The sequence below is a fragment of the Xanthomonas translucens pv. undulosa genome (assembly GCF_017301775.1).
GTDB classification, from domain to species: domain Bacteria; phylum Pseudomonadota; class Gammaproteobacteria; order Xanthomonadales; family Xanthomonadaceae; genus Xanthomonas_A; species Xanthomonas_A translucens.
On sequence record NZ_CP063993.1, the window covers coordinates 2,874,569 to 2,890,816 of the forward strand.

Sequence of the window (16,248 nt, forward strand, 5' to 3'; positions counted from 1 at the left end):
ATGCGCGCCAATGCCGGCGCGCCTGCGGCCCCGTTGCGTTTGCGCAGGTGCCGCCGCCCGCAGGCGGCCTTGCGTCAGTGGCTGGCGTCCAGCGGCAGGCGCGCGCGGATGCGTGTGGCGATGCGTGCGGTTTCGCGCAGCGGTTCGATCGTGTGCATAGCGGCGCCATGCACGTCCGTTGCATCGGCGAGGCGGCCACGCGCGTGCAGCGCCGCATGGAAGTCGCACGCGCGGCCGCGCGCCGTCAGCGGCATCGCCACCGACACCGGCACCCGCGTGGCGCAGGCTTCCGACAGCAGGTTCACCGAATCGGGCGTGCACACGATGCGCTCGGCCCAGCCGAGCAGGCCGGCGTAGGGATTCGGACCATCGCGTTCGCCGCACCAGACCACGCCTGGTACAGCAGCGAATGCGCTGCGCAATGCGGCCGCCACCGCCGGCGGCGTCCTCCGCGAGGTACTGGCGAGCACGCTGCCGCCGCCGGCGTGCAGCTGCGCCGCCAGTTGCTGGAACAGCGCCGCCGCCGCCCCGGCGGTCCACGGCGCCAGCGTGGCGGGGCCGCCGACCAGCAGCGCGGTACGCGGCGACGGCAGCGTGCCGAACTGCGGGAACGCCGCGCGCGCAGCGGCCAGCCAGGCATCGTCGATCGGATGCAGGCTGCCGAGCAGGGTGAGCACGTTGTCGCCACGCAGCCGATCGTGCTCGGGCACCACGACCACGTCCCAGTGCCGCGGCGACAGGCGTGGATCCAGCAACTGCACCACCGTGCTGCCGCGCGCGCGCAGCAGCCGCGTCGCCAGCGCCGCCTGGCGGCCGCAGCCGATCGCCAGTGCCGGCGGGCGACGCAGCAGTTCGGCGAAGCCGGCGCCATAGGCCTGCGCCGCGCCGGGCAACCGCCGCGGCGCCAGCCAGCGCCAGGGCATGTGCGGTTGCAGCACCAGTGCCGCAGCGGGCGACGCTGCAGGTGCGGACAGCGCCGCGGCCAGCGCTTCTGCCTGGCGCGCGTTGCCGGCGTTGCCGTCGCTAATCGCCCACGGCGCGCCCGATCGTTTCACGTTTGGTAGTAATCCGTTGCATTGCGGCTGGGTGTTGCGGCTATCGTGCCACTCTACACTGGCCGCCTTGCGCCGAAACCGCCACCCACGGGTGGCACCGGTCTTTCCCTGACGACAAAAGGTACTTCCGCATGTCTGACGCCTTGCACGCCGCCGCCCTCGATCAGTTGTTCCGGAACGCCCGCACCCAGAACGCCTTCCGCGACACCCCGGTCGGCGAAGACACCGTGCGCGCCCTGTACGAATTGCTGAAGTGGGGCCCGACCGCGGCCAACGGCAGCCCGGCGCGCTTCGTGTTCGTGACCTCGGCCGCGGGCAAGGAGAAGCTCAAGCCGGCGCTGTCCGAAGGCAACCTGGCCAAGACCCTGGCCGCGCCGCTGACGGTCATCGTCGCCCACGACGAGGACTTCCACGAGAAGCTGCCGTACCTGTTCCCGCATGCCGATGCCAAGAGCTGGTTCGACGGCCCGCGCGAAGGCCGCAGCGAATCGGCGTTCCGCAACGGCAGCTTGCAGGGCGCCTACCTGATCCTGGCCGCGCGTGCGCTGGGCCTGGATGCCGGTCCGATGTCCGGCTTCGACAACGCCAAGGTCGATGCGGCCTTCTTCGCCGGCACCGCGGTCAAGTCCAACTTCCTGGTCAACCTGGGCTACGGCGATCCTGCCGGCCTGTTCCCGCGCTTGCCGCGGCTGAGTTTCGACGAGGCCGCGCGCATCGAGTGAGTCTCGTCGCGTCTGGTCCGCCCGTGTCCCCCTGCATGCCGGCGTCTGCCGCTGGCGTGTCCAACCGCCGCATCACCCGGAGTTCCCGCTCATGACCAAGACCCGCAAACTGCTGCTCCCGCTCGCCCTGGCCCTGACCGTCGTCGTCGCCCAGCCCGCCACCAGCGCCTTCGCCGCGCCGGCCGCCGCTGCCGCCGCGGTCAAGGGCACCACCGGCACCTACACGCTGGACCCGTCGCACACCGACGTGCTGGTGCAGTGGAGCCATTTCGGCTTCTCCAACCCCAGCGCGCACTTCGGCAACGTCGACGGCACCCTGGTCTACAACGCCGAGAACGTGGCCAAGTCCAGCGTCCAGGTGACCCTGCCGCTGTCGGGCCTCAACAGCTTCACCGCCGAGTTCGACGAGCACCTGAAGAGCGCCGACTTCTTCGATGCCGTCACGTTCCCGACCGCCACCTTCAAGAGCACCAAGGTGACTGCGGCCGGCGCCAACAAACTGAGCGTGGCCGGCGACCTGACCATCAAGGGCACGACCAAGCCTGTGGTGCTGGCGGTGACCCTCAACGGCGCCGGTCCGCACCCGATGAAGAAGGTGCCGGCGCTGGGCTTCGACGCCACCACCACGATCAAGCGCAGCGACTTCGGCCTGGGCGCCTACGTGCCGAACGTCAGCGACGAAGTCAGGATCCGCATCACCACCGAGGCGCTGCAGGGCGCGAAATAAGCCTGCGCACTGCGGTGCGGGCGGTGGCCTGAAATGGGTCGCTGCCTTCGATGGAAACGCCCGCCTTTCGGCGGGCGTTTTCGTTTGCGGCCGGGTGGAGGGAGCTACCGGCGTCGCTGACGGGAATCCGCGTCGACGCGCGCAGCCGCGGGCGTTTCGGCGGGCTGCAGTCGGGACTGAACTCCCTCCCACACTCGGCCAAGCCTTTTGCGGGAATGACTCAGGCTTTTTGTGGGAGGGACTTCAGTCCCGACGCATGACCCCGCGGCCTCCGCGCGCTTTCACGCAGGCGGGCAGCCGCGCCGAGTTCAAGATCAGCCGCCGTCGCCGTCCTCCAGCACCCGCCGTTGCATCTCGTCCAGGTAGTCGTCCAGTTCCTGCACCGAGGTGAAGATCTCGTTCAACGGCACCGCCTTGACCACGTCGAACACCTTGCGGATCTGCGGCTGCGGGTTGACCACCAGCACCCGGCCGTCGCGCGTGGCCAGTACCTTGCGCGCCTTGAAGATCGAGCGGATGCCGGCGCTGCTGATGTAGTCCAGCTGCGACAGGTCCAGCACCAGGGTGGTGATCTGGGTGGCCAGCAGCGGCGCCAGGGCCTCGTCCAGGGCCTGGTAGGTATGCGTGTCCAGGCGCCCGCTGAGCGTGATGCGCTGGCGCCGGTCCTGCGTGGGGTCGATCTGCAGGCTCAACGTGGTCATGCGGGGAACTCCTGGGGGATGGGGTCGAAGGGCGGCAGCAGGGTAATGCGCACGATGTTGCGGCCGGCATGGTGCCGGTAATCGATGTGGTCGGCGAGCTGCCGCACCAGGTGCAGGCCGAGGCCGCCGATCGGGCGCTGCGCGATGTCCGCGTCCAGGTCCGGCGCCGGCGCCGCGCGCAGATCAAAGGCCGGGCCGCTGTCGTGGAATTCCAGCACCAGCGCGCCGCTGTCCACCTGCAACAGCACTTCCACCGGCGGCTGTTCGCTGCGCAGGTGGCCGTGCTCGAGCGTGTTGCAGGCCAGTTCCTCCACGATCAGCCGCGCCCGGTTCACGTGGTCCAGGGCCACGCCGTAGCGCAGCAGCGCGGCCTCCAGCGTGTCGCTCAGCTGCGCCAGCGTGTCCAGCCCCGGCACCATCTGCAGCCGCAGTTTCATGTGCTTCCCTCCCGCGTCGGATCCTGGCGCAACCGGATCGCCAGCAAGGTAATGTCGTCGGACTGCGGTGCGGCGGCGGTGAACGCATGGACCTCGGCCAGCACCCGCGCGCACTGCGCCTGGGCGTCGATGCCGGCTTCCAGCGCGGCCAGCAGCCGCTCGGGGCCGTAGGCCTGCGCGTGCGCGTCCATGGCCTCGGTGATGCCGTCGGTATAGCCCAACAGCGTGGCGCCGGCGGCCAGGCGCCCGCGCACCACGGGGTAGCGCGTCTGCGGCTCGATCCCCAGCGGCGGCCCCGATTCCACCGCCAGCAATTGCACGTGGCCGTCGGCGCCGAGCAGCACCGGCGGCTCGTGGCCGGCGCTGGACAGCCAGTAGTCGCCGCTGTGCACGTCGATCAGGCCGCACAGCACGGTGGCGAACATGCAGGTGTCGTTGCCCTCGGCCATGCGCTGCGAGGCCGCGATCAGGATCGCATCCGGCTGGGTGTGGCGGCGTGCGGCCACTTCCAGCACGGTCATCGCCCGCGCCATGAACAGCGCCGCCGGCACGCCCTTGTCGGACACGTCGCCGACCACGAACCACAGCAACCCCGGCTCGGTCTCGAAGAACTGGTAGAAATCGCCGCCGACCATCGTCGCCGGTTCCAGCAGCGCGTAGGTTTCCAGGTGCTTGTGCGCGCTGTCGAAGGTGCGCCCGCCGGGCAGCATCGCCTGCTGGATGTCGCGCGCGATCGACAGCTCGCTCTGCATGCGCTGCCGCGCCTGCGCCAGCGCGGCGATCTCCTCCAGCTGCAGCTTGATCGAGCCGCGCGCGCGCTCGAAGGCGCGCGCCATCACCCCCACCTCGTCCTGCCGCTCCACATGCCGCAGCGGGTAGTCGAACTCGCCCTGGCTGAAATGCCCGGCCGAGTTGGTCAGGTCCTCGATCGGCCGCGCCAGCCGCGCGGTGTAGCGATGCAGCAACCACAGCCATAGCAGCAGCGCGGCGCCGCCGCCCAGTCCCACCCACAGCGCGATGCGGTTGAGCCCGGCCACGATGTAGCGTTCGGACACGCTCAGCGCGAAGGTCCAGCCGGTGTCGCCGACCGCCGCACTCTGGGTCAGGTAGCGCTCGCCGTCCGGTGCGGTATGGGCAAAGCGCACCGGCATGTGCGTGACCACCGCCGCGGCCAGCGGCGACAGGTCCGGCCGCGCGTGCGCCACGTGCGTTTCCAGGGTGCGGCGCAAGCGCAGTGCCGGATCCGGGTGCAGCACGAACAGCCCGTCCGGCGACAGCAGCATCGCCTGCAGCCCGGCGTTGGCCGGCAGCTCGGCGACGATCGCCTGCAACCGCTTCACCGGCACGTCCACGCTGACCATGCCGATCGCGCGCGCCTGCGTGCCGTCGCCGGGCAGGCGCAGCGGCAGGTTGTAGGCGGTGAGATAGTCGCCGCCGGTGGAGGCGTCGCTATACGGCTCGGACCACCACGGCGCCGGCGCCGCCAGCGTGCGCCGGTACCCGGGCATGGTCCGGTAGTCGTCGCCCAGCGCATCGGCCGGTTGCTCGGTCACGGCGCCGTTGGCCCGCCGCAGGTGCCAGGCGAAGCCGCGGTCGTCGCCCTTCAGCGTACCCGGCTCGATCACCAGCAGCGCTCCGGCGATGTCCGGATCGCCCTCCAGGGTGGCGTGCAGCAGGCTGCGCAGATTGAACGGCTGGCGCCCGACCGCCGAGGCGCCGGCGGCCAGCGTGCGCCCGCTCACCTGCACCGAGCCCAGCGTCGCATCCAGGCTGCGCGCGGTCTGCTGGGCCAGCCCGGCCACCTCGTCGCGCGCATTGCGCAGCACCACCTGGCGCGCGCCCAGATAGAACAGCAGCGCCAGGCCCAGCAGCAGCGCCACCTGGATCAGGCTGCCCCACAGCACCAGCCGCGTGCGCAGGCTGTGCCGCCAGGCCACTGCGGAAGCGTCCTGCACTGACGATAAAGCGGCGATGGCGGCGCTCCGCGGGAGACGGCCCCGATCATAAGCGCAGCCGCGCCCCGCTGCGCATCCGGCGCGCGCGGTCCCGGGCCATAATGAAAGTCCGCTCCATACGCTGGCGTACGAGGTCCGGCGGGGGCGGTTGCGCTACACTTGGGGGCTACAAAAAACACAAGCAATCGCGCGCGTGCGTGCGACCTACGGGAGCGCTATGAACTGGTTGAACGAGGTGCTGCAGAACGATCCGAACCCCACTGAGACCCAGGAGTGGATCGAATCGCTCAAGGCCGTCATCGATGTCGCGGGCCCCGAACGCGCGCATCAGCTGCTGGAGGACATGGTCGAACTGACCCGCCGCTCCGGCGCCTACCTGCCGTTCTCGCCGACCACCGAGTACGTCAACACCATCGCGCCCGCCAACGAGGCCAAGAGCCCGGGCGATGCGGCCATCGAGTGGAAGATCCGCTCGATCATCCGCTGGAACGCCATGGCCACCGTGGTCCGCGCCAACCGCAAGCCCGGCGACCTGGGCGGCCACATCGCCTCCTTCGCCTCGGCCGCCACCCTGTACGACGTGGGCTTCAACCACTTCTGGCGCGCCCCGTCCGACAAGCACCCCGGCGACCTGCTCTACATCCAGGGCCACAGTGCCCCGGGCATCTACGCCCGCGCCTTCCTCGAAGGCCGCATCAACGAGACCCAGCTCGACCATTTCCGCATGGAAGTGGACGGCCAGGGCATCTCCTCCTACCCGCACCCGTGGCTGATGCCGGATTTCTGGCAGACCCCCACCGTGTCGATGGGCCTGGGCCCGCTCAGCGCCATCTACCAGGCGCAGTTCATGAAGTACCTGGAGCACCGCGGCCTGATCGAGAAGTCCGACCGCAAGGTGTGGTGCTTCATCGGCGACGGCGAGAGCGACGAGCCGGAAACCCTGGGCGCCATCGCCCTGGCCGGCCGCGAAGGCCTGGATAACCTCATCTTCGTGGTGAACTGCAACCTGCAGCGCCTGGACGGCCCGGTGCGCGGCAACGGCAAGATCATCCAGGAGCTGGAAGGCGTGTTCCGCGGCGGCGGCTGGAACGTCATCAAGCTGCTGTGGGGCGGCTACTGGGACGCGCTGCTGGCGCGCGACACCGACGGCGTGCTGCGCAAGCTGATGATGGAAACCGTCGACGGCGAATACCAGAACTGCAAGGCCTTCGGCGGCGCCTACACCCGCGCCAACTTCTTCGGCAAATACCCGGAGACCGCGGCCATGGTCGCCGGCCTGTCCGACGACGACATCTGGCGCCTGAACCGCGGCGGCCACGACCCGCACAAGGTCTACGCCGCCTACCACCAGGCGGTGAACACCAAGGGCATGCCCACCGTGATCCTGGCCAAGACGGTCAAGGGCTACGGCATGGGCTCCTCGGGCGAATCGCTCAACCCCACCCACCAGACCAAGAAGCTGGACGACGACGCTGTGCGCGCGTTCCGCGACCGCTTCAACATCCCGCTCAGCGACAAGCAGCTGGCCGACGCCGAGCAGGTGCCGTTCTACCACCCCGGCCCGGACTCGCCGGAAGTGCAGTACCTGCAGGAGCGCCGCGCCGCGCTCGGCGGCTACCTGCCGCAACGCCGCCGCAAGGCCGACCAGTCGTTCACCGTGCCGGGCCTGGACAAGTACGACCGCCTGCTCAAGTCCAGCGGCGAGCGCAGCTACTCCACCACCATGGCCTTCGTGCAGAGCCTCAACATCGCCCTGCGCGACAAGGACCTGGGCCCGCGCATCGTGCCCATCGTGGCCGACGAAGCGCGCACCTTCGGCATGGAAGGCATGTTCCGCCAGATCGGCATCTACGCCCCGTTCGGCCAGAAATACAAGCCGGTGGACGCGGACCAGCTGATGTTCTACCGCGAGGACCAGTCCGGCCAGGTGCTGCAGCAGGGCATCAGCGAACCGGGCGCCATCTCCTCGTGGCTGGCCGCCGGCACCAGCTACTCGGTCAGCAACGTGCCGATGCTGCCGTTCTACATCTACTACTCCATGTTCGGCTTCCAGCGCGTGGGCGACATCGCCTGGCAGGCGGCGGACATGCGCACCCGCGGCTTCCTGCTCGGCGGCACCGCCGGCCGCACCACGTTGAATGGTGAAGGCCTGCAGCACGAAGACGGCTTCAGCCAGGTCATCGCCGGCTCCATCCCCAACGTGCGCAGCTACGACCCCACCTTCGGCTACGAAGTCACCGTGGTCATGCAGTACGGCATGAAGCGGATGATGCAAGAGCAGGTGGACGAGTACTACTACATCACCCTGATGAACGAAAACTACACCCACCCGGAAATGCCGGCCGGTGCAGAAGAGGGCATCATCAAGGGCATGTACCTGCTGACCGACGCCGGCAAGCCCAAGAAGGGCGAACTGCGCGTGCAGCTGCTGGGCTCGGGCACCATCCTGCGCGAAGCCATCGCTGCCGCCGAACTGCTGGACAAGGACTTCGGCGTCACCGCCGACATCTGGTCCTGCCCCAGCTTCAACGAACTGCGCCGCGACGGCTTCGACGCCGAGCGCTGGAACCGCCTGCATCCGGAAGGCGAGCAGCGCAAGCCGTATGTGACCCAACTGCTGGAAGGACGCCAGGGCCCGGTGATCGCCGCAACGGACTATGTGCGTGCCTTCGCCGACCAGATCCGCGCCTTCGTGCCGACGCATTACACCGTGCTGGGCACCGATGGCTTCGGCCGCTCCGACACCCGCGCCAACCTGCGTCGCTTCTTCGAGGTTGACCGGTACTACATCGCGCATGCCGCGATTGCGGCGCTGGCGAAGGATGGGAAGATGACCGGCAAGGATGTGGCTCGGGCGATCAAGCAGTACAAGATCGATCCGGAGAAGTCGAATCCGGTTGGCGTCTAACCGACCCGCCAGGCAATAACGCTCAGCCCCTCTCCCGCCACGCGGGAGAGGGGGCCGCAGCGGAAGAGGGCGCTCTTCCCCTGGCCGGCCCGCATTCGCAAGGACCGCGAACATGCCCCCGAAAATCCGCGACGTGCTGCAACAACTCAAGGACGCAGGCTGGCAGCAAGTCGGCCAGACCGGCAGCCACCGCCAGTTCAAGCATCCTGTCTACCCAGGCCGCGTGACAGTGGCCGGCAAGCCGAGCGATGATGTGGCTCCCGGCACCATGAACAGTATCCTGAAGCAAGCCGGCCTGAAGAGGTAATCGCCATGCGCTACGCCGTCGTCATTGAGCAAGCGGGCAACAACTACTCCGCCTACGTGCCGGATCTGGCGGGGTGTGTGGCGACGGGCGCGACGACCGCGGAGGTGGCAGGATTGATCCGCGAGGCGATTGAGCTGCATCTGGCTGGCATGCGTGAGGATGGGGAAGTGATTCCGCTGCCGTCGAGTCAGGTTGAGTATGTGGATGTGGCGGCTTGATGGGCCAGACTCTGCCGCTGAGGCTGCTGGTGATAGGAATGCCGAGCATTGTATGCTCGACTCGAAAACTGGCTAAAAGCGTGAAAGCCGAACTTCTGGATAAATTTATTTGCCGAAGTTAGTTGACACCTCGAATTCGTTGCATCATCATGCGGGCACACCACCAAGCGCTTAGGCGTTTGGCCGCAGGGCTCCCATAGTGGAGCCCTTGCCTTTTGGGGGAAAGGGACTTGCGTACATTTGTCTATGTCGATGGATTCAACCTTTATAACTCCGGATTGAAGCAGGATCGCTCACTGCGCTGGCTTGATATCAGAGCAATGTGTGGAGCTGTTCTCAAGCCCGAAAATAAGATCGAGGGTCTACGTTATTTCACGGCGCGGATCAGCGCCGAACCAGATGACCCGTCTGGTCCTAATCGACAAGATGTATATATTCGTGCTTTGCAGGCTCACATCTCCGAGTTGATTGTACACCTCGGGCAATTTCAGTCAAACAATAGGCGTCGTCCTCTGGCATATCCAGAGGCAGGTAGGCCGCGGACGGTAGAAATTGTTGAGCGTTGCGAAAAAGGCTCAGATGTTAATCTGGCGGTCAATCTTTTGAATGATGCGTGGGAGGATAGGTTTGATTGCGCGGTTGTTTTATCTAATGATTCTGACTTGGCAGAAGCGCTAATGCTTGTGCGTAAGCTTAAGAAGTGTATTGGGTTGATGACAACTGCAACTCGCCCTACCGCTTCACTTCAGGCTCATGCGCATTTCTTTCGCCATTTGACGAATACACACTTTAGGAATTCGCAGCTTCCCGACGAAATTACTGATGGCGCTGGTCGAGTGATTCATCGTCCCGTGCGATGGGTATAGTAGCATTGGTGGCAACAAGGATGGTGTGAATATAATGCTATTTGCTAAAGGGTGGTCCCAGTCACTTTATTTGTTCCCTGAATAATAATTTTCTCGACTTCACTAGATAACAGGAATGTTTGGCACGCATTTATAATTTCGTGCTCACTGAGCTTTCCGGTGCCTTTAAGGCTGCATTCCCATACGATTGCAATCCGCCACCCCTGCTCTAACAGGGCTGCAGCGGCTCTCTCGTCCCGAGTACGGTTCGATGCGATCTTGGATTTCCAGAATTCTCTGCGAGTTCCGGGGAGTTTGAATAAAGAGCAATCGTGGCCGTGCCAGAAGCAGCCATTTACAAAAATTACGGCCCGGTGTCGTGGAAAAACCAGATCCGGCCGACCGGGAAGCGCGCGGTCCTGAAGCCGATAGCGGAAGCCGCATGCATGCAGAGCACGCCGGATTATCATCTCCGGTTTGGTATCACGTCCACGGATCCGGCTCATATTGAACCGGCGCTGCGCTGGTGTCAGTACGTCGACCATTACGGTGCTCCGCTTGCATCCGCGACGATCGTTCGAAGCAAATTGCGTAGCTCTTCGCTGTTCATGCCTGGGCGTAAAGTCACAGCACCAAACCGGAACTTCTCCCGATACTGTGGATGGAAAAGCCGCCCGGGAACCGGCGTTCTTCTGAAATCCTTTTCCAGAAGTGGGACGTGTGGTGTCAAGAGATAAGCGGCTGTGACTATGCCTGCAATCTCTCCGCTTTCTGCTTCCTGTACCAAGGCATCGCGATAAGTATGAATCGAGCTGAGGGCATCGTTCAGCCCCTCATCGATGCGGTATTTCGCATCCAGTACAATCACCTGTTTTTCCATGCTGCCAAGGCCGGCCCCGGCAAAGACTAGGTCGGGTACCATGGTTCGGCTAAAGCTGCCTTCGCCGCTGGGCTCAAGCCAGTATTCGCGATATTGACGTTGAAAGCACAATGTCCTGCCGGCTCCTACTGACACGGTGACAGATCCTGCAGAAATGGTCACGCCACCTGCTGCGTCTGTCGTGAACAATTCGCTGAGATCAACATCGGTTTGTCCAAACTCATCGATGGCCGCGCGCAGAAGGCGAAGGAAACACCAGAGTTCATACAGCTCATACGTTCTCGCCAGGGGCATTTGCAGAAAATCACCGAACAGAGCGGCAAGTCCGAGGTTCATGTCCTGCCACAGCCTATAAAAGCGGCTATATGCGGTATCATTCCTGAACAATGACGACAGCTGCAACATCGCGGGGCCAACACTCACGTCTGACATAAAGCCCGAATTGGTTGCATCTTTGAGCTTTCTTGCGATATGTTTGATGCGAATTGCCCAACTCCCGGCAGTTGTAAAGTTCTCCGCGTCGCTTCCCCTATCTGTTCTATTCAATACATCAGCCACGCCGGATAGCCATGTCGCCCAAGATCTAAGGCATGCTTTGATCTGCCGATGCTCCGGGATATCCACACTGTTACGCCGCTGCCGCATCGTAATCTGTGCAGGCAGGCGACCATTGAGTGCTGTGGGAAGCCGAGAGGGGCCACTTGCTTCAGTCCGGATAAGCCCGGTTTTGAGGGATTTAATAATCTCCGGTCCGGTGGCGCGTCTGGCGCGATGAAAGGGTAAGGTTACTGACTCTGCCCGCAGAAAATGTCTGGGTGAACGATTGATTGCCGAGATAGCTTTTGTGATCTCATTTGCGCGTGAGCGAAGGAACTCCAGCCTAGCTATCGGCGGAGCTCGGTTTCCAGGCTGACGTGCAATGCCCTTGCGAAAAGAACTGAGCGAGAAAAGCGCGAACGTATCTTCCAGGACTTCGCGAACCATAGTGTCAAAGTCGTCACGTGTAAGCTTCCGCTGATCCGGATCAGTGGTTATCTCGAAGCGGTGTATACCTTGGCCGGGAAGCTTGAGTGTCGCTTCTACTGAGCCGGCGTGGAAGCCTGGTGTCCAGCGCCAGCGCGCATTCCTGAGCTGCCGCGAGCGCAGTGCTTCCACTGGAATATCGTCAATCAGTAGATCTGCAGCGATTGCATCGTCACTGTCCTTAAGTTCAAACAGGTAAGACGAAGCCTCCCTGATTGCTCCTGCAGGGATCACATCCTGTGAAGGCCAGACCTGCCAAGCAGGCCCTCCACCTTCGCTGTGTATGTGGAGCGTGCTCATAATTACCGCATTGCCTGGAATGAGCCGAATTCATCCAGGTCATCCATCAGTCTGCGGACGTAAGCGCGGGCGCTAGGAAGACCTTCGCAAGCTTTTTCCAGTGCGGTGAGTAGAGGGCGCTGGCGCTCAGATCCCCGAAGCTTCACCAGGACCTTCTGTACGAGTAACTGGTCGGTAACGCTGTCAGCAGAGTTCTGAATGTGCCGAGCATCGAACGCGTGGTATCGGACAAACTCTTCGATCACACGATAGCCAAAGCCGAGATTGTGTCGATCAAGTAATCCGTGTATCTCAGTCAGTTTCTGCTCGGATGCGTCACTTGCTGCCTTTAGTTCTGGGTGCCGCCCGGTCAGGGATCTCAGGAAGCCGGTGACATCCACTGCTGACATGTCGATTACTGATGCGCGATCCAGTACCTTATCACTAACCGGGTTAGTGGTTTCATCAATGTTGATTGTGCCGATTATATATAGATTGGACGGCAAAGGAATTTCCGCTCGCACAGCGGCGCCAGTAGTGCCTTCCAGCGGAACGCCGTTTGAGTGAAGCTGCAGAGCTCCACCAGACTCGATACTGGAAAGTACATCTGAAAGGTAGTACTCAATGCGCGCGAGGTTCATTTCATCGAGTATCACAAACACCGGGGACTCACGATGTGCTGTGGCTACCAGCACCGCTTCCAGGAAGGTTGGCACTACGTATCGGTTTGTCAATACATCGTAGTAGCCGGTCAGGCCTGTGGGATCAGTCCACTCCGGGCGAACAGGGCATTCGAAGAGCAGAGGATCCTGTACCGTGTTTGATGTCAGGCCGTGGACCGCACGGGCGTACTTCAGAGCCAACTGGGTTTTACCTGTTCCCGACAGCCCGGAGAGAATGACGAAGTGCTTGTGATCCAGGAAGTTCAGGGCAGCATGAAAGCGTCTGACCTCACTATTGGGATAGTAGCCGCCCAAAGATTCTATGGCTGACTCGAGATCATTGACTGCAATAGTTGATGGCATGCGGAGCATGCCTGGGCCGAGCATTGCGGCATCTGTCCAAACGGGAATTTCGTGAATCTTTTCTCTACCAACCAAGCTACCCAGCCAGCCGATGAATTCTCGTGCAAGCAGGCTACGCCTTGCCGAGGCTGTCGGCGGATACAGTGCGACTACGATCTGGTCAGGTTCAGTAGAAGGGCCGAAAGGAGCGAGGTCAAAAGCCAGGCTGTCCCAGAACTTGGCATTGCGCAGCCACAGGCGACCATCGCCAGCCAGATAGATCGGCACCAGATTGTTCCTGGCGCTGTACTTGATGCTGGTTCCTGGAGCTTCCGAATCCTCGCTGTCACTAGCAGCTTCCAGCGCAAAATCCGCGTCGTCGCCGGCATTCTTTGCCGCTATGCCTAAACGTTTCATTTCGGCAAGGCGCGATAGAAAGTTTTCCTTATCTTTGCGGACCAGGACGGCGAAATAGACTTCGTCCTCTGGTGGAAATCTGAGAACACAGCCGAAGATCAGGGCCTCAACGTCATTCTTGACATTCTCCAGGTTGACCACGCCAAGCTGAATGCCTCCGTCAACGATTTTGGCGCTGTTCGAGACGCCAAACAGTTCGCGTGGGCGGACGGCTTTGGAGGTGCCGAAGTGCTTCTGCGCCGCTTCAAGAAATTGTCGCTGCCGCTCGACGAGGCTCATCTGCTGCTTCCTTTTGAATGATTGCTTGTCTGATGGTCTGCATCATATGAATGGCCAGCGCTTTAGCCATCAGGGGAGGGACTGCATTACCAATCTGCTTAAACGCCGGATTCATGGTGCCACTAAAACGAAACCCGTCTGGAAATGACTGCAAGCGCGCAGCTTCACGCACCGAAATAGTCCTGGCTTGCTTACTATCGTAATGTATATGACTGTAACTATCCTTACCCAGGTGTGCCATAAGCGTGCGTGCTGGCTGATCACGCCACATCTTGCGCCACTTGTTCGGGAACTTGCTGGCGTCATAGGGTGGGACGATCGAATCCCATAACGCTTTGTAACTTGATGAATCTTTGGCAAGCTTTTCGCCTCGTATGCGAGCGGCAGCAAGCTTTTCTTGGAACATTTCCACAGCATGTGCATGCGCTTGGGGATACTGGTCGCCTGGATTCATGCGGGCAAAGAGCTCGTAGTCCCGCGGCAAGTAACGTATGACATGGTCGGTCAGTCCTGCTTCGGGGGCTTCGTGCCCGGGCCAAGTACGCATCAGCTCCGCATAGGCAGAGGGCTTTTTACGGCTATATCTGATCGGGGTATCAAACCGTCGTGCTCCGCGGGCGATCTTCCCTGCTGCTAAAAGCTCCCGTGCATTGATCGCAGGAAGGTCTGCTAATGCGTCTTCGGCAGTTACTGCTGGAGGGAGATCCCGTGTGGCTACAGGTGGCGTGACATAGGAATGAGCCTGATCAGCAAGATTGCTGAGTGTCTTGAGGGCGACAGAACGCGACCCGCCGTACCCGGGCGGAAGCACAAGCCAGTGGGTAGGAGAGGGAAATGACACTGCGGCGCCGAGCTCATGTCTGTATGCAATCAGAAACATACGTTCTCGCATCTGCGGCACACCATAAAATGCGGCATTAAGCAGTGTGTATCTACAAACGTAGCCCTTGGCAGCGAGAACCTCGCAGGTCTCCTCCGCAATGTTCTGCCCACCATGATTCAGAATGTCGGGTACGTTCTCCATGAGAACAGCCAGCGGCTGAAACGTATCAACGTATTCAAGATACTTCTTGTAAAGCTGGGCCCGGGGGTCATGGATAAAGGCCTCTGGATGCTCCTCGATCTCACGCAGCTTAGAGCGGCCTACGCGAGCGAATGCTTGGCAGGGAGGCCCGCCTACGACGATATCAAAAGCGTCCGAAGTACTGCCCAGTGTCAGCTGGCCGCATAGATCTGCTGGCGATGTCTTTGTGATATCAATAGGTTGGCTATGTGCCTCAGCTCCGTTATGAAAGTTTACGCCGTGGGAACGTGCCGCGTCGGGATCGAACTCGACAGAAGCTCGCATCTCGAAGCCTGCGGCCTCGAAGCCCAGAGAAATTCCACCGCAGCCGGCGAACAGATCCAGCACGCGAGGCTTCGCGCCGGATTGCAGCCGGTTGAGCTTGCGGAGGATGGCATCGTTACTCATGAATCGAATCCTTGTCACGCGAAACGCGGAATGGCAGCTCAAGCTGCCCTTGGTACTCGTCCAGAAAGCGCTGCACCGCCATTCGGATCACCCAGGCGGACGAGACGTGATTGGAATCCGCCAATGCCTGTATCTGTGAGTGCACTTCTTCGGGCAACATGACGGAAGTCCTGACGGTCTTCCGATCAGATGCGATGGGTTGGCGGGCCATGGACTGGGGCCGGAGATGAAAGTGGTGCTATTGTGCACCATAGTGCATATGCTTGCACCAAGATGGCGCGGGCTGCTGGGGAGATGTCGGCTTGGCGGGGCTCGCATGACTTGCAAGCTAACAGTGGAGCGTCGCAGGGCTTCAGATCAGTGCCCTGGCAAGTGGCGCTAGCACCGCCCTTACCGCCACTATCACCAAGTTGTGACGTTGGCCGGCAGCCAAGAGCTTTGGGCAGGAACGTCTCGTTCCGATCACGTGAGCTCGCTCGATATAGCTATCGAGAGCCCGGGCGCGGAGTGCATAGCCTGCGGTCGTGAATGAGTGCCCCGGCACAGCTATGCCGCTTGCTCAAGGAGGCGCCTATTTTTTTCGTTGAGCGGCATCCGTAATCGGTGCGCAGGCGTGCTTCCGGGATGTAGATATAATGCCCATTCGAGGGCAGCTTGAGTTGTCGGAAATTTGCACTACTTTGTGTAAGACGTTCCCAATTTTAGGGGTAGGAGTTAACCGAATTTGCTTCATCTTGGCATATTGGTTAGGTCCATCAAAAATCGAATCAGGTCCACCTATCGTCGACTGTCTACCCGCTTTTTTACTTTAGCGGTTGACTTTCTGTGCAACGAATAGCAATCTCTATCCAAGGAGCGTCGAAACTCCGTACATAGCGGTACCCACCTCCGACAAACCGGTGGGTTTTTTGTGCCCAAAGCTCGGGCACAAGCCGATGCGATGCCTGCGTCGGGAGGGCGGCTAATACAACACCCCTCGGGGAAATATGCCCGCCGACTATGTACGGTTTCGAACCTCCC

15 protein-coding genes are annotated in these 16,248 nt (G+C 62.3%); 6 read left to right on the forward strand and 9 right to left on the reverse strand.

Features of this window, described 5'->3' with window-relative positions; translation table 11 throughout:
- Window positions 1-74: 74 nt before the first annotated feature.
- Window positions 75-1,055, reverse strand: a complete 981-nt coding sequence (locus ISN38_RS12135; RefSeq protein WP_206711823.1) for a mitochondrial fission ELM1 family protein — start codon at window positions 1,053-1,055, stop codon at window positions 75-77.
- 131 nt (window positions 1,056-1,186) lie between these two features.
- Here ISN38_RS12135 and ISN38_RS12140 point away from each other — a divergent pair, with 131 nt between their 5' ends.
- Window positions 1,187-1,777 carry a malonic semialdehyde reductase gene (locus ISN38_RS12140; protein WP_047325372.1) on the forward strand — a complete coding sequence of 197 codons (591 nt, stop codon included), beginning with the start codon at window positions 1,187-1,189 and terminating at the stop codon, window positions 1,775-1,777.
- A gap of 91 nt (window positions 1,778-1,868) precedes the next feature.
- Complete coding sequence (locus ISN38_RS12145; RefSeq protein ID WP_081045900.1) at window positions 1,869-2,504, forward strand: YceI family protein; 636 nt, start codon at window positions 1,869-1,871, stop codon at window positions 2,502-2,504.
- A 314-nt stretch (window positions 2,505-2,818) separates the two neighbouring features.
- On the opposite strand, the gene ISN38_RS12150 is transcribed toward ISN38_RS12145, so the two are convergent.
- The 3 genes from ISN38_RS12150 to ISN38_RS12160 are packed head-to-tail and all read right to left on the reverse strand — an operon-like array spanning window position 2,819 to window position 5,579.
- Window positions 2,819-3,205 carry an STAS domain-containing protein gene (locus ISN38_RS12150; protein WP_003467292.1) on the reverse strand — a complete coding sequence of 129 codons (387 nt, stop codon included), beginning with the start codon at window positions 3,203-3,205 and terminating at the stop codon, window positions 2,819-2,821.
- The gene (locus ISN38_RS12155) at window positions 3,202-3,642 is read right to left on the reverse strand and encodes an ATP-binding protein (protein ID WP_047325371.1); all 441 of its coding nucleotides are present in this window, start codon (window positions 3,640-3,642) and stop codon (window positions 3,202-3,204) included. The genes ISN38_RS12150 and ISN38_RS12155 overlap by 4 nt, the downstream gene beginning before the upstream one ends.
- Window positions 3,639-5,579 (reverse strand): SpoIIE family protein phosphatase, encoded by a 1,941-nt coding sequence (locus ISN38_RS12160; protein WP_108085207.1) that lies wholly within the window; start codon window positions 5,577-5,579, stop codon window positions 3,639-3,641. Before ISN38_RS12160 ends, ISN38_RS12155 begins: the two co-directional genes overlap by 4 nt.
- A 235-nt stretch (window positions 5,580-5,814) precedes the next feature.
- On the opposite strand from ISN38_RS12160, the gene aceE reads away from it, so the two are divergent.
- From aceE to ISN38_RS12180, 4 genes are all read left to right on the forward strand, one after another.
- Window positions 5,815-8,505, forward strand: coding sequence for a pyruvate dehydrogenase (acetyl-transferring), homodimeric type (aceE, locus tag ISN38_RS12165; protein ID WP_206711824.1), 2,691 nt, complete (start codon window positions 5,815-5,817; stop codon window positions 8,503-8,505).
- 112 nt (window positions 8,506-8,617) lie between these two features.
- Window positions 8,618-8,812 carry a type II toxin-antitoxin system HicA family toxin gene (locus tag ISN38_RS12170; protein ID WP_206711825.1) on the forward strand — a complete coding sequence of 65 codons (195 nt, stop codon included), beginning with the start codon at window positions 8,618-8,620 and terminating at the stop codon, window positions 8,810-8,812.
- Window positions 8,813-8,817: 5 nt separating this feature from the next.
- Window positions 8,818-9,030, forward strand: a complete 213-nt coding sequence (locus tag ISN38_RS12175) for a type II toxin-antitoxin system HicB family antitoxin (RefSeq protein WP_206711826.1) — start codon at window positions 8,818-8,820, stop codon at window positions 9,028-9,030.
- A 230-nt stretch (window positions 9,031-9,260) separates the two neighbouring features.
- On the forward strand, window positions 9,261-9,896 hold the full coding sequence (locus ISN38_RS12180; RefSeq protein WP_081324067.1) for an NYN domain-containing protein: 636 nt from the start codon (window positions 9,261-9,263) through the stop codon (window positions 9,894-9,896).
- Window positions 9,897-9,940: 44 nt separating this feature from the next.
- Here the strand turns inward: ISN38_RS12180 and ISN38_RS12185 are convergent, their stop codons facing one another.
- Genes ISN38_RS12185 through ISN38_RS12205 form a run of 5 tightly spaced genes read right to left on the reverse strand, consistent with a single transcriptional unit; the run spans window position 9,941 to window position 15,388 of the window.
- On the reverse strand, window positions 9,941-10,420 hold the full coding sequence (locus tag ISN38_RS12185; protein ID WP_081324064.1) for a very short patch repair endonuclease: 480 nt from the start codon (window positions 10,418-10,420) through the stop codon (window positions 9,941-9,943).
- Complete coding sequence (locus ISN38_RS12190) at window positions 10,420-12,078, reverse strand: DUF2357 domain-containing protein (protein ID WP_241753936.1); 1,659 nt, start codon at window positions 12,076-12,078, stop codon at window positions 10,420-10,422. The genes ISN38_RS12185 and ISN38_RS12190 overlap by 1 nt, the downstream gene beginning before the upstream one ends.
- Before the next feature lie 2 nt (window positions 12,079-12,080).
- Window positions 12,081-13,757: an McrB family protein gene (locus ISN38_RS12195; protein ID WP_068873386.1), complete on the reverse strand. Its 1,677-nt coding sequence runs from the start codon at window positions 13,755-13,757 to the stop codon at window positions 12,081-12,083.
- Complete coding sequence (locus ISN38_RS12200) at window positions 13,723-15,228, reverse strand: DNA cytosine methyltransferase (RefSeq protein ID WP_081324066.1); 1,506 nt, start codon at window positions 15,226-15,228, stop codon at window positions 13,723-13,725. Before ISN38_RS12200 ends, ISN38_RS12195 begins: the two co-directional genes overlap by 35 nt.
- Window positions 15,221-15,388: a CopG family transcriptional regulator gene (locus tag ISN38_RS12205; protein WP_141697007.1), complete on the reverse strand. Its 168-nt coding sequence runs from the start codon at window positions 15,386-15,388 to the stop codon at window positions 15,221-15,223. Before ISN38_RS12205 ends, ISN38_RS12200 begins: the two co-directional genes overlap by 8 nt.
- Between the last annotated feature and the right edge of the window lie 860 nt (window positions 15,389-16,248).

Coding starts and splice junctions, on each gene's coding strand:
- ISN38_RS12140 (WP_047325372.1), top strand. CDS start 1,187: ATGTCTGACGCCTTGCACGCCGCCGCCCTCGATCAGTTGTTCCGGAAC.
- ISN38_RS12145 (WP_081045900.1), top strand. CDS start 1,869: ATGACCAAGACCCGCAAACTGCTGCTCCCGCTCGCCCTGGCCCTGACC.
- ISN38_RS12150 (WP_003467292.1), bottom strand. CDS start 3,205: ATGACCACGTTGAGCCTGCAGATCGACCCCACGCAGGACCGGCGCCAG.
- ISN38_RS12155 (WP_047325371.1), bottom strand. CDS start 3,642: ATGAAACTGCGGCTGCAGATGGTGCCGGGGCTGGACACGCTGGCGCAG.
- aceE (WP_206711824.1), top strand. CDS start 5,815: ATGAACTGGTTGAACGAGGTGCTGCAGAACGATCCGAACCCCACTGAG.
- ISN38_RS12170 (WP_206711825.1), top strand. CDS start 8,618: ATGCCCCCGAAAATCCGCGACGTGCTGCAACAACTCAAGGACGCAGGC.
- ISN38_RS12175 (WP_206711826.1), top strand. CDS start 8,818: ATGCGCTACGCCGTCGTCATTGAGCAAGCGGGCAACAACTACTCCGCC.
- ISN38_RS12185 (WP_081324064.1), bottom strand. CDS start 10,420: ATGGTCGACGTACTGACACCAGCGCAGCGCCGGTTCAATATGAGCCGG.
- ISN38_RS12190 (WP_241753936.1), bottom strand. CDS start 12,078: ATGAGCACGCTCCACATACACAGCGAAGGTGGAGGGCCTGCTTGGCAG.
- ISN38_RS12195 (WP_068873386.1), bottom strand. CDS start 13,757: ATGAGCCTCGTCGAGCGGCAGCGACAATTTCTTGAAGCGGCGCAGAAG.
- ISN38_RS12200 (WP_081324066.1), bottom strand. CDS start 15,228: ATGAGTAACGATGCCATCCTCCGCAAGCTCAACCGGCTGCAATCCGGC.
- ISN38_RS12205 (WP_141697007.1), bottom strand. CDS start 15,388: ATGTTGCCCGAAGAAGTGCACTCACAGATACAGGCATTGGCGGATTCC.